The organism is uncultured Streptococcus sp. (genome assembly GCF_963536705.1).
GTDB lineage: Bacteria > Bacillota > Bacilli > Lactobacillales > Streptococcaceae > Streptococcus.
The window spans coordinates 54,680-67,119 of the sequence record NZ_CAUTAP010000008.1; the positions used below are offsets into that span (position 1 = coordinate 54,680).

15 protein-coding genes, 1 tRNA gene and 1 pseudogene are annotated in these 12,440 nt (G+C 41.0%); 16 read left to right on the top strand and 1 reads right to left on the bottom strand.

All coding sequences use genetic code 11. From position 1 onward, the window contains the following. Positions 1-146: 146 nt before the first annotated feature. The 6 genes and pseudogenes from RWX26_RS06020 to RWX26_RS06045 all read left to right on the top strand — a co-directional run. Positions 147-308: pseudogene (locus tag RWX26_RS06020) on the top strand (phosphoglycerate mutase); the annotation flags it as partial. Positions 309-540: 232 nt separating this feature from the next. Next, positions 541-1,533 carry an ATP-binding cassette domain-containing protein gene (locus RWX26_RS06025; protein ID WP_049553360.1) on the top strand — a complete coding sequence of 331 codons (993 nt, stop codon included), beginning with the start codon at positions 541-543 and terminating at the stop codon, positions 1,531-1,533. Position 1,534: 1 nt separating this feature from the next. Next, positions 1,535-2,353: an ABC-2 family transporter protein gene (locus RWX26_RS06030; RefSeq protein ID WP_049553359.1), complete on the top strand. Its 819-nt coding sequence runs from the start codon at positions 1,535-1,537 to the stop codon at positions 2,351-2,353. 1 nt (position 2,354) lies between these two features. Then, positions 2,355-3,140 carry an ABC transporter permease gene (locus tag RWX26_RS06035; RefSeq protein ID WP_002905302.1) on the top strand — a complete coding sequence of 262 codons (786 nt, stop codon included), beginning with the start codon at positions 2,355-2,357 and terminating at the stop codon, positions 3,138-3,140. 50 nt (positions 3,141-3,190) lie between these two features. Then, complete coding sequence (locus RWX26_RS06040) at positions 3,191-3,649, top strand: GNAT family N-acetyltransferase (RefSeq protein WP_002902392.1); 459 nt, start codon at positions 3,191-3,193, stop codon at positions 3,647-3,649. 51 nt (positions 3,650-3,700) lie between these two features. After that, positions 3,701-3,773: transfer RNA gene (locus tag RWX26_RS06045), tRNA-Thr, on the top strand. A gap of 52 nt (positions 3,774-3,825) precedes the next feature. On the opposite strand, the gene RWX26_RS06050 is transcribed toward RWX26_RS06045, so the two are convergent. Next, complete coding sequence (locus RWX26_RS06050; protein ID WP_002902394.1) at positions 3,826-4,089, bottom strand: SemiSWEET family transporter; 264 nt, start codon at positions 4,087-4,089, stop codon at positions 3,826-3,828. A gap of 272 nt (positions 4,090-4,361) precedes the next feature. On the opposite strand from RWX26_RS06050, the gene RWX26_RS06055 reads away from it, so the two are divergent. The 10 genes from RWX26_RS06055 to RWX26_RS06100 all read left to right on the top strand — a co-directional run bounded on the left by RWX26_RS06055 (position 4,362) and on the right by RWX26_RS06100 (position 12,423). After that, the gene (locus tag RWX26_RS06055; protein ID WP_023917202.1) at positions 4,362-4,808 is read left to right on the top strand and encodes a LytTR family DNA-binding domain-containing protein; all 447 of its coding nucleotides are present in this window, start codon (positions 4,362-4,364) and stop codon (positions 4,806-4,808) included. 5 nt (positions 4,809-4,813) lie between these two features. Continuing rightward, a complete protein-coding gene (locus RWX26_RS06060; protein WP_002905297.1) occupies positions 4,814-5,476 on the top strand; it encodes a LiaF transmembrane domain-containing protein in 663 nt (220 codons plus the stop codon). A 126-nt stretch (positions 5,477-5,602) separates the two neighbouring features. Next, on the top strand, positions 5,603-5,791 hold the full coding sequence (gene rpmB, locus RWX26_RS06065) for a 50S ribosomal protein L28 (RefSeq protein ID WP_001140948.1): 189 nt from the start codon (positions 5,603-5,605) through the stop codon (positions 5,789-5,791). 141 nt (positions 5,792-5,932) lie between these two features. After that, positions 5,933-6,298 (top strand): Asp23/Gls24 family envelope stress response protein, encoded by a 366-nt coding sequence (locus tag RWX26_RS06070; RefSeq protein WP_002893676.1) that lies wholly within the window; start codon positions 5,933-5,935, stop codon positions 6,296-6,298. Between the two features lie 2 nt (positions 6,299-6,300). After that, on the top strand, positions 6,301-7,965 hold the full coding sequence (locus tag RWX26_RS06075; protein ID WP_002902400.1) for a DAK2 domain-containing protein: 1,665 nt from the start codon (positions 6,301-6,303) through the stop codon (positions 7,963-7,965). Positions 7,966-8,074: 109 nt separating this feature from the next. Beyond that, the gene (locus tag RWX26_RS06080) at positions 8,075-8,683 is read left to right on the top strand and encodes an SP0191 family lipoprotein (RefSeq protein ID WP_002902401.1); all 609 of its coding nucleotides are present in this window, start codon (positions 8,075-8,077) and stop codon (positions 8,681-8,683) included. 418 nt (positions 8,684-9,101) lie between these two features. Continuing rightward, the gene (locus RWX26_RS06085) at positions 9,102-9,977 is read left to right on the top strand and encodes an ABC transporter ATP-binding protein (RefSeq protein WP_314580099.1); all 876 of its coding nucleotides are present in this window, start codon (positions 9,102-9,104) and stop codon (positions 9,975-9,977) included. 10 nt (positions 9,978-9,987) lie between these two features. After that, positions 9,988-10,722 (top strand): ABC transporter permease, encoded by a 735-nt coding sequence (locus tag RWX26_RS06090; RefSeq protein WP_314580100.1) that lies wholly within the window; start codon positions 9,988-9,990, stop codon positions 10,720-10,722. A 4-nt stretch (positions 10,723-10,726) separates the two neighbouring features. After that, positions 10,727-11,827 (top strand): sensor histidine kinase, encoded by a 1,101-nt coding sequence (locus tag RWX26_RS06095; protein ID WP_314580103.1) that lies wholly within the window; start codon positions 10,727-10,729, stop codon positions 11,825-11,827. Continuing rightward, positions 11,824-12,423, top strand: coding sequence for a response regulator transcription factor (locus tag RWX26_RS06100; RefSeq protein WP_002893668.1), 600 nt, complete (start codon positions 11,824-11,826; stop codon positions 12,421-12,423). Before RWX26_RS06095 ends, RWX26_RS06100 begins: the two co-directional genes overlap by 4 nt. Positions 12,424-12,440 lie beyond the last annotated feature (17 nt).

Consider the following 12,440-nt stretch of genomic DNA (forward strand, 5'->3'; position numbering starts at 1 on the left):
TGTAGTAGTGGCTTTTTAGTTTCATTCTTGTGTTTTAGTCTCCACATTTGTATTTCACAAAATCAGTTTACAAAAGGAAAATGAATTACTAACATCTATCAGTCAAAAATTCGTAGTTAATAGACATCTAATGAGTGTCTATGATATCAGAAAAAACGATTTTACTTAGTTCACACGGGAATTTGATAGGAATACTACTTCATCACTTTTATTCCAGTTTTGATTATGAAAAATGGGAACAGATGACCTTTTCAGATTGTTTTCTAATTGATAGAAATGGGATTGTGAAAAGAATTATGAAAGATTAGCGACTTGCTTAAATAGTGAATTATATTGTTCAAAATAGTTCTCTTTTTACAATACTAACCTGCCCTTATAGGCAGGCTTTTTTGGTTCGTAAAAATAAAATAAATTTTAAATATCTATGTTCCTTTAGGGGTAAAAGTGGTAGTATAGTGAGGAGATAAGATTCTGTTTTTCCTGAGTTAGGTGGGGAAATGGTCTGTAACATGAATTGAATGATAGGATATTGAGAAACGTATGGCAATGATAGAAGTAGAGCATCTTCAGAAAAATTTTGTGAAGACGGTTAAGGAACCAGGCTTGAAGGGGGCTTTGCGCTCCTTTATTCATCCTGAAAAGCAGACCTTTGAGGCGGTCAAGGATTTGACCTTTGAGGTTCCTAAGGGACAGATTTTAGGCTTTATCGGGGCTAATGGTGCTGGGAAGTCGACAACCATTAAAATGCTGACCGGGATTTTGAAGCCCACTTCTGGTTTGTGTCGGATTAACGGTAAAATTCCGCAGGACAATCGTCAAGATTATGTCAAGGACATTGGAGTTGTCTTTGGACAAAGAACCCAGCTGTGGTGGGATTTGGCTCTGCAAGAGACCTACACGGTCTTAAAGGAGATTTATGATGTGCCAGACTCACTTTTCCATAAGCGCATGGACTTTTTGAATGAAGTCTTGGATTTGAAGGAATTTATCAAAGACCCCGTGCGGACTCTTTCACTGGGTCAACGGATGCGTGCGGACATTGCTGCTTCCTTGCTCCATAATCCTAAGGTTCTCTTTTTAGATGAGCCGACCATTGGTTTGGATGTTTCGGTCAAGGATAACATTCGCCGGGCCATTACCCAGATCAATCAGGAAGAAGAAACAACCATTCTATTGACTACTCACGATTTGAGTGATATTGAGCAACTCTGTGATCGAATTTTTATGATTGACAAGGGGCAGGAGATTTTTGATGGAACGGTGAGCCAGCTTAAAGAGACCTTTGGAAAGATGAAGACTCTTTCTTTTGAACTGGTGCCAGGCCAAAGTCATCTCGTCTCTCAGTTTGAAGGCTTGCCTGATATGACCATTGATAGACAAGGAAATAGCCTCAACATTCAATACGATAGTTCCCGCTACCAGTCAGCTGATATTATCAAGCAAACCTTGTCTGATTTTGAGATTCGCGATTTGAAGATGGTGGATACGGATATTGAGGATATTATCCGTCGCTTCTACCGAAAGGAGCTCTAAGATGGTCAAATTGTGGAGACGTTATAAACCCTTTATCAATGCAGGGATTCAGGAGTTGATTACCTATCGAGTCAATTTTCTTCTTTATCGGATTGGTGATGTCATGGGAGCTTTTGTCGCTTTCTATCTTTGGAAGGCGGTCTTTGATTCCTCGCAAGAGTCCTTGATTCAAGGCTTTAGTATGGCAGATATCACCCTCTACATCATCATGAGTTTTGTGACTAATCTTCTGACCAGGTCGGATAGCTCCTTTATGATCGGGGAGGAGGTCAAGGATGGTTCCATTATCATGCGCTTGCTGAGACCAGTTCATTTTGCGGCCTCCTATCTCTTCACCGAACTTGGTTCCAAGTGGTTGATTTTTATTTCTGTTGGAGTTCCATTTCTATGTGTCATTGTATTGGTAAAAATCCTTTCTGGGCAAGGGATTGTAGAAGTGCTGGGATTAACTGTCCTTTATCTCTTTAGCTTAACGCTGGCCTACCTGATTAACTTTTTCTTTAATATCTGCTTTGGATTTTCAGCCTTTGTATTTAAAAATCTATGGGGTTCTAATCTACTCAAGACTTCTATAGTGGCCTTTATGTCGGGGAGTTTGATTCCCTTGGCTTTCTTTCCTAAAATTGTTTCAAATATTCTTTCCTTTTTGCCTTTTTCATCCTTGATTTACACTCCGGTTATGATTATCGTTGGGAAATACGATGCCAGTCAGATTCATCAAGCGCTTTTGCTACAGTTTTTCTGGCTCTTAGTGATGGTGGGCTTGTCTCAGTTGATTTGGAAAAGAGTCCAGTCATTTATCACCATTCAAGGAGGTTAGTATGAAAAAATATCAGCGCATGCATCTGATTTTTATCAGACAGTACATCAAGCAAATCATGGAATACAAGGTTGATTTTGTGGTTGGTGTTTTAGGTGTCTTCCTGACCCAAGGCTTGAACCTCTTGTTTCTCAATGTCATCTTTCAACACATCCCCTCGCTAGAAGGCTGGACCTTTCAAGAGATTGCCTTTATCTATGGTTTTTCCTTGATTCCCAAGGGACTGGACCATCTCTTTTTTGACAATCTCTGGGCACTGGGGCAACGATTGGTGAGAAAGGGAGAGTTTGACAAGTATCTGACTCGTCCTATCAATCCTCTCTTTCACATCCTAGTCGAGACTTTTCAGATTGATGCCTTGGGTGAGCTCTTGGTCGGTGGAATTTTACTAGCGACAACGTTCTCTAGCATTACTTGGACTATTCCCAAGTTCTTGCTTTTCCTAGTCTGCATTCCTTTTGCGACCCTGATTTATACTTCTTTGAAAATCGCGACAGCCAGTATCGCTTTTTGGACCAAGCAGTCAGGTGCTATGATTTACATTTTCTATATGTTTAATGATTTTGCCAAGTACCCGATTTCCATTTACAATTCGCTCCTTCGTTGGTTGATTAGTTTTATCGTTCCTTTTGCTTTTACAGCCTACTATCCTGCTAGCTATTTCTTGCAGGACAAAAATGGGCTCTTTAACATTGGTGGTTTGATTCTGATTTCCCTTGTTTTCTTTTTCATTTCGCTCAAACTCTGGGATAGGGGATTGGATGCCTACGAAAGTGCGGGTTCGTAAGATGGAAAATATGTTTAGTCCTAAAGCTTAAAACATGAAAGGATTTAAAGATGGTAGCGATTGAAGAAGTGAAGGAAGAAAAACAAAAGATGATAGCAGTCAGTGAAGTTTTAAAGGATCTACCAGAATGGTTTGGAATACCTGAAAGTACACAAGCTTACATTGAAGGAGCTAGGGATTTACAAGTTTGGGTTGCTTATCAGGAGAGTAAATTGGCTGGCTTTGTAAGCTTATCTTATTCTAGTGAAGATTGTGCAGAGATTGACTGCTTAGCTGTTAAGAAATTCTATCATAGAGCGGGAATTGGTAGTCAACTTCTAGAAGTTTTAGAAAAATCTGCTCGTCAAAAAGCATCCTATCTGCAAGTAAAAACGGTAGCACCAGGTTATTATCCTACCTATGACAGAACTAACGCTTTTTATCAGGCTCAGGGCTTTAAAAAGTTAGAAATTTTTCCTGAACTTTGGGATAAAAGCAACCCTTGTTTGATTTGGGTTAAGAAATTGTGAAATTCTAACTTGACAAAAAAACTCAAGATGCTAAAATAAAGGGGAAAAGACGCCGATTTAGCTCAGTTGGTAGAGCAACGCACTCGTAACGCGTAGGTCACAGGTTCGATCCCTGCAATCGGCAGAAAGAAAACCAGCAACTTTTTCATGGGTTGCTGGTTTTGTTTATCTAATTCTTATAAAGAAGTAAGAAAAGTTAGACCGCCTAATATCACTCCTGCCGCATTGGGAATGATAAGGATCCAGTCTTTTTTAGGTTCTTTGGTCCAACCATAGATTACCCAAATTAAACAAGAAACTGCTGCGAATAGTGGTTGGAATGGTTGAGCTTTTTCTCCTTGTAAGTTAGCGATAATTTGTGGAATATATGCAATAAAGACAAGGATCCCAATAAAAGCTCCAATAGATCCGACAAAGCGATTAATTTTTTGTTTAGACATATAGTACCTCCTGAGGTACTATTATATCAGAAGGAAAAAAGTTTTCAAATTTGTTTGATCATAAAATAAGACAGATATTCAATATGTGTAAGTCGTGCTTTTATACTAAACGAATCTATTGGAGAGTCTAGGATGAGAAATCAAATTTGCTTAACATTTTTTGAGAAGGGTAAGCTACCACTTAGTTATCAAAAATAACCACTTACTGAAAATGCCTTGTTTCTTTTTTGAAAATTGTTATAATGAAGTCAGAAGCAAGGAAAGGAGTGGCTATGAAGATTAGGATTGAGCTTGATACAGATATGGCAGAAACTGAAGTCGTTATCCGAACGGCTCAATATGGTGAAGAGGTGGCTCGGATTCAAGCAGCTCTTGAACAAGCCAACCGTCAACCGATAGCTTTCTATAAGGATACAAGTGAATATTTTGTCGATTTGAAGAATATTTTATTTTTTGAAACGGATGCTACCAAAATTTATGCTCATAGCAGGGATGATGCTTATGAAGTCAAATTGAAGCTATACGAATTAGAAGAGAGACTTCCGGCATATTTCTGTCGCATTTCAAAGTCTACTATTGCCAATGCCAAGGCTATTTACGCTTTGGATAAATCATTTTCGGGAACCAGTACTATCCAATTTTATGACACACATAAACAAGTGCACGTTTCCCGACACTACTATCAAATTTTAAAAGAAAAGTTAAACGAAACGAGGTAATTTTCATGAAAAAAACAATTTTTGGAATCGGCTTTTTAGTCTTGGCAGCTTGGGTTCTGCTGCAGGGGAATTTTGGGATTCCTGCCTTCAATTTTAATATTTGGCCCATGCTAGTAGTTGCAATGTTTGCCTATTTCGCCTTGGAAAATTTCTTAGAAAGAGACTTTGGCACTGGGCTGATCATGGCAGTTATTGCGCTGATTATTGCCAATGCCGTTTACCACTTTTTAGCTATTTCAACAGGAACCTTGGTTTTGGGTGGTATTCTGGCTTGCATCGGTCTCAATATGATTTTCAAGCCCCGGCGCATTTTTAAGGGGCGTATCTTCTCAACTGCCTCTTCTTCCTCAAAAGATGATATTGCTTTTGGCAGCGGCACGCGCTATATCAACTCAGATAACTTCACCTATGAAAAGTTAGACTGTGCTTTTGGCAGTGCATCGGTTTATTTTGATAATGCGACTATCGAAGGGGACTCAGCAACTTTTGAAGTGGATCTGTCTTTTGGCAGTGTGATGCTTTATGTGCCCAGCGACTGGCGTGTAGAGCTGGATGTAGATAATGCCTTTGGCTCTGTCTACAATCCCCGCAATGTCAATGAAAAGAGAAAAACTCTCTATGTCAAAGGCAACGTAGCTTTCGGTTCTTTGAAGATTAGCTATGTTTAGGAAAACGGATTAATTTCGAAACTTTGGACAAATGTACTTGTCAAACGTCAAGTTTTTTGGTAATATAGGAAGGTATGTGGTGCTAGCACATCCGTAATATTAGATCTAATAGGAGGAAACACGATAATGGCTAAAGTATGTTACTTTACTGGTCGTAAGACTGTATCAGGAAACAACCGCTCTCACGCGATGAACCAAACAAAACGCGCTGTTAAACCAAATCTTCAAAAAGTTACTGTTTTGATTGACGGTAAACCTAAAAAAGTTTGGGCTTCAGCTCGTGCCCTTAAATCAGGTAAAGTTGAACGCGTTTAATTTTTATTTAAAAGGATGGAAATTTTCCGTCCTTTTTTGCTTGTAAATTTCCGCCTAGACAGTTGATTTAGACCCTTCCTCTTTTACACCCTGTATAAAATATGGTAGAATAAACTATAAAATACTTTTGAGGTACAAATTATGACTGTGAAAATTAATACAAAAGATGGTCAAATTGAGCTGACTGATGATGTGATTGCGACAATCGTCGGCGGTGCAGCGACTGAAATTTTTGGTGTAGTTGGCATGGCCAGCAAAAATGCAATCAAGGATAATTTTCAAGCCCTTTTAGGAAAAGAAAACTATGCTAAGGGCGTGGTTGTGAAAGCGACTGATGAAGGTGATATCGCAGTTGATGTCTACACTGTGTTAAGCTATGGAGTCAAAATCAGCGAAGTTTCCAAAAACATCCAAGAGCGTGTTAAATTCAGTTTGGAAAACAAGCTCGGAATTACTGCCCATGCAGTGAATGTTTATATCCAAAATATTAAAGTCGTAGGAGAATAATCGTGGCAAATATTACTACTAGTTTATTTCAAGAAATGGTGCAGGCGGCATCTACTCGCTTAAATAAACAGGCTGAATATGTAAACTCTTTGAATGTCTTCCCGGTTCCAGATGGCGATACAGGGACCAACATGGGCATGACCATTGAAAATGGTGCCAAGGAAGTGTCAGATAAGTCTGCTTCAACAGTTGGCGAAGCGGCGGGTATCTTTGCGAAAGGCCTTTTGATGGGCGCGCGTGGTAACTCAGGAGTTATCACTTCCCAGCTTTTCCGCGGTTTTTCTCAAAGTGTGAAAGAGCATGAAGAGCTGACTGGTGAAGATCTAGCTCTGGCCTTTCAGTCTGGTGTAGAAGTGGCTTACAAGGCAGTTATGAAGCCGGTTGAGGGAACGATTTTGACTGTTTCCCGCGGTGCGGCTATCGGAGCCAAGAAGAAAGCTGAAGTCACTAATGATGCTGTAGAAGTTATGAAAGCAGCTCTTGAAGGAGCAAAGGCTGCTTTGGCTAAGACACCGGATATGCTGCCGGTTCTGAAAGAAGTCGGTGTTGTGGACTCTGGCGGTCAAGGGTTGGTCTTTATCTACGAAGGCTTCCTGTCTGCTCTTACAGGCGAATATATTGCTTCCGAGGACTTCGTGGCGACACCTGCGACCATGTCTGAGATGATTAATGCTGAGCATCATAAGTCTGTAGCTGGCCATGTTGCGACAGAAGACATCACTTTCGGCTATTGTACTGAAATCATGGTGGCCCTTAAGACAGGACCAACCTATGTAAAAGATTTTGATTATGATGAGTTCCGCAACTACCTAAACGATTTGGGAGATTCCCTGTTGGTAGTCAACGATGATGAAATCGTCAAAGTCCATGTCCATACTGAAGATCCAGGATTGGTTATGCAGGAAGGTCTCAAGTACGGTAGTTTGGTCAAGGTCAAGGTTGACAATATGCGCAACCAACACGAAGCCCAGGTTGAAAAGGAAGAGCGCTCAGCTAAGCCGGCTCAAGAAAAAGAGTTTGCGATTATTGCTGTAGTGGCTGGTGATGGTCTGGCTGAAATCTTTAAGGCTCAAGGAGTTGACTACATCATCTCTGGCGGGCAAACTATGAACCCATCAACGGAAGACTTTATCAAAGCTGTGGAGCAAGTCAATGCTCGTAATATTATTATCTTGCCAAATAATAAAAACATCTTCATGGCAGCCCAATCAGCAGCAGAAGTGATTGAACAGCCTGCAGCTGTTATTGAGACTCGCACGATCCCTCAAGGCTTGACCAGTCTCCTAGCTTTTGATGGCGGCAAGACTATCGAGGAAAACCAAGAGCGTATGACTGCAGCCTTGGCAGAAGTAGTCAGCGGCAGCGTGACGACTGCGGTTCGTGATACGACGATTGATGGCTTGGAAATTCATGAAAATGACAACCTCGGTATGGTGGATGGTAAGATTGTTGTTTCTAATCCAGATATGCTGACGGCTTTGAAAGAAACGTTCAGCAAGATGCTCAATGAAGACAGCGAGATTGTCTCTATCTATATCGGTGAAGACGGCAGCGAAGAGTTGGCTAGCAGTCTTGCTCAAGATTTGATGGAACAATTCGAGGATGTCGAAGTAGAAATTCATCAGGGCAGTCAGCCGGTTTATCCATATATTTTTAGTGTTGAATAGCATAAAAAGGCAATCGAAAGGTTGTCTTTTATTATTTTATAGAAAATACTTAGACAAGAAACTGGTATTATGTTATACTGTAACAAATAAAAAGTAAAAAAGGTGAACTATGAAAAAATTTTTCATTCTTGTTATTTCTGCTTCGGTACTCTTGACGGGCTGTGTGTTTCCTAGCTTCAGCAAGCATCGTCCTAGACATTCTTCTGAATCAGCAGCTTCTTCTAGGCGGACTAAATCCAGCTCTAGCTCCAGCTCTAGCAAGTCATCCAGTTCTTCTTCTGAAAGTACAGAGATTGTTTCTAAAACCTTGGTTGGAGACATTGAAGAAATCCATCATCGTGATACAATTACCTATCAGGGCAAGAAAATCTTGAATCTTCGGATGGAATTGCTTACTTCCTTGCCAGAAGAAGCTAGTGCGGCATCAGCTACTTTGACTCCAGAGGAAATGACGACTATCATTCGTGAAGGAATGCAGTCTGATTCAAACTATGTAGCAGCTAAGAGTTTGGAAGGTGTTAATATTGACTATTCAGTTACAGCGGATAAAAAACTGCAGACCTTGATTGAAATTGATTTGCAAAAGGTCAATGTCGAAGAGGTGGAAAAGAACAGTTTCTTCCAAGGTTTTGGACTGAAGGACATTAAGGATATTACACCTGAGATGTTCATTCTGAGTCTGAAGCTCAATGGTCTCAAAGAAGAGGTGCAGAGCTAAAGTTTAAAAAGCGTTGGTCACCTCATCTTACAAATTGAGTAGCTAGTTTATTGAAAAATTTTTTAGATTAAGCTGCTTTAATTCCAGCTTCTATCTAAATTGCAACAGACATACAACTAGTCGGCTCCTCTCAACGAGGGGGACCGGCTTTTTTGTGTCTTCATGCAGAAGGGAGATAAACAGATTATTCCAATATTTGCTAGCTTTGTGCTCTAAAAGCAGAATAGTGACATTTGTCATGTCAGCTGGTGACAAAATTAACTAGTAGGAAAAATTTCTTTGCCTTATAATATAGTTAACAAAATGATAAAAGATTGCTGTAAGAATTCAAAAAGCATTTGGTCTTTATTATTCTTCCGGCTTTGGAAAAATAAAGGAAAGATGCACATGCGCTTTATTGAATCAAAGGAGGAGTAAAATGGAACTGATTGAAGTAAAGAAGCTTTCTAAAAGCATTCATGGTAAGGAGATTTTAAAGGATATTTCGTTTGGAATCTCCCAAGGTGACTGTGTGGCCTTGATTGGTCCCAACGGAGCAGGTAAAACGACTCTCATGGATTGTTTGCTGGGCGATAAGTTTCTGACAGCAGGTGAAGCAAGGATTCAGGGACTAAAGCCGACTGACAATCATCTCAAGCAGTCGGTAGCGATTTTACCACAGGAAAATACAGTGGTGGAGGATTTGAAGGTCAAGGAACTCTTGACGTTCTTCCAAGCTATTTATCCAAATAGTTTGTCCAATCAAGAAGTTGATGACTTGCTGCAATTTACAGACAAGCAAAAGAATCAGTTGGCCAGCAAGCTGTCTGGTGGACAAAAGCGTCTCTTCTCTTTTGTTCTGAGTCTGATTGGCCGTCCTAAGATTCTATTCTTGGACGAACCGACTTCTGCTATGGACACCTCTACTCGTCAGCATTTCTGGGCAATTGTTAATCAGCTCAAGCAGCAGGGAGTGACCATCGTTTATTCTTCGCACTATATCGAAGAAGTCGAGCATACGGCAGATCGGATTTTGGTGCTGCACAAGGGCGAGTTGATTCGCGATACAACGCCTTATGCCATGCGCAGTGAGGAGCAGGAAAAACACTTTACCTTGCCGCTGACTTATCAGTCTGTGCTGGAAAAACTGGATAATGTGACTGATTTAGAAATCAAGCAAAAGGCTTTATCTTTTGCTACTAGGGATGCTGGACAGGTCTGGCAGGTTCTTCAGGAAAACGGCTGTACAATCGAAGAGATTGAAGTACGTAACCGTACCCTCTTGGATAGTATTTTTGAAACGACACAAGAATAGGAGAGTAATCATGAAAAATATGGCAAGTCTTATGAAGATTGAGTTGATTTTAATGAAGCGGCAGGCTGCTTATTATCTCTTGTCTATTGGTCTGCCCAGCGTATTTTACCTGATTTTCTCAGGAATGATGTCTGGAAGTGATACGCCTGAACATGTGCTTCGAGGCTACCTCTTCTCTATGACTCTTTTTAGTATCATGTCTAGTGCTTTCTTTAGCATTCCAAGCACTTTGCAGTCTGATAAAAATAATAACTGGCAAAAAATGATTCAGCACTCGCCGATTTCTATGGTAAAATACTATATATCAAAACTCTGTAGTACGCTGTTGACTTTCATGCTTTCCATTATCGTGGTCTTTTCAGTCGGGCATTTTGTACGCGGGGTCAATCTGCCAATGGTGGACTGGCTCGTTATTGCCTTGATACTTCTGGTAGGAAGTGTGGTCTTTATTGCCATGGGTGTATTGGTCAGCCTCTTGCCAAGTGCTCAACTCATGTCTGTAGTGGGCAATATTGTCTATATGGCACTGGCTGTTCTGGGCGGTCTATGGTTCCCTCTGACTATGTTTCCAAAATGGCTCCAGCCAATCGGTAAGTTGACGCCAAGTTATCAACTGATGCAAGTCGTGTCTTCTTATTTAGAACACCATCAGTTTAATGGCAAGGCTGCTTTGATTGTTCTGATTTATACGGTTTTGGTTAGCATTCTTGTGCTGCAGCTCAAAAAGCGAATTGAGGTAAAATAAAAGCATGTGGGAAAAACTTAAACAAGTTCACTATATGTTTCATATTGCGCTGGTCTTTATCATCTTTCCAGTGGCGGGAGTAATCAGCGGGGAATACCCGCTTTTCCTCTTGCTCTGGACAGCTATTTTTGTTGTGGCTTACTATGCGGTTTTGCTAAGTAACCATCGCCTTATTCAATTTTTTTCTTGGTGTTTTTTGGTTGCTTACATATACTATGGTTCTGTCTGGTTAAATACAGGATTTACCTGGTATATTTTTTATCTATCTAATCTGCTGATTTATGAGCTGGATGATGTCTCGTTTAAATCCTGGCGTTTTTGGACCTTTATTGATTTGCAGCCTGCTATTGTGCTGACTAATTATTTGATGGGGAATGTTGGTCCAGCAGAACTACTCTTCTTTATTGTCACTTTTCTCTTTTCGGATGGTTTGACCTTTGGTCTCCATCGGATTCAGACGACCGAGCGAATCAAGGAAGAAAAGACCAAACAAAATGCCCAGCTGAATCTCTTTCTAGCAGAAAATGAGCGCAATCGGATTGGCCGTGACTTACATGATAGTCTAGGACATACCTTTGCTATGCTCAGTGTTAAGGCGGAGCTAGCTCAGCAGTTTTTGCAGATGGAAGCCTATGAAAAGGCAGCAAAAGAACTGCAGGAAGTGCAAGAGATCAGCAAGAAGTCCATGGCTGATGTTCGGCGGATTATTAACGATCTAAAGAATCGGACGCTGGACGAGGAACTAGTGACCATTCGAGCCATGCTGGAGATGAGCGGCGTTCAGGTAAAAATAGATAACCAGCTCAATGTTGCCAGTATCCCACCGAGTCAGCAGTCAACAATCAGTATGATTTTGCTGGAGGCAGCGACCAATATCATCAAGCATGCCAAGGCTAAAAAGAGTAATTTTTCTTTGGTAAAGAAAAACGAAAAACTTGTTTTAGACATTCAGGATGATGGTTGTGGTTTTCAAAAGCTGACTGGTCGGGAGTTGCATAGTATTCGAGAGCGACTGTCTGCCTTGTCAGGAACGATTGAGATTCTTAGCAGCCAAGATCCGACGTGGATTCGGATTGAATTGCCATACGGAGGGAAGGAAGCATGAAACTTTTGTTAGCAGAAGATCAAAGTATGCTGAGAGATGCTCTAGCTCAGCTCTTGCAGCTGCAGCCAGATGTCGAAGAAGTCTATCAGGCCGCAGATGGGCAGAAGGCTATTGACTGTCTTAGCTCAGAAACTGTTGATGTAGCTATTTTGGACGTGGAAATGCCCCACCAAACCGGCCTAGACGTTCTCGAATGGGTCAAGGCCAATCGACCCAACATCAAGGTCATCATCGTCACAACCTTCAAGCGACCGGGCTACTTTGAGCGAGCTGTTAAGGCGGATGTAGATGCTTATGTGCTCAAAGAGCGCAGCATTGCGGATTTGATGAAAACCATCCAAACCGTTCTAGATGGGCAAAAGGAATATTCGCCGGAATTGATGGAGGTGCTAATGACCAGTAGGAACCCTCTCTCTCAGCAGGAGAGGCTAGTCCTGCAAGCTGCGGCGACTGGCCTGTCCAATAAAGAAATTGCTGAAAAACTCTACCTGTCAAATGGAACGGTTCGTAACTATATGTCTGCTATTTTGACCAAGCTAAATGCTGAAAATCGAACAGAAGCCGTCCGAATCGGCCAAGAGAAAGGCTGGTTATAGCTATAAGATTCAGCTTT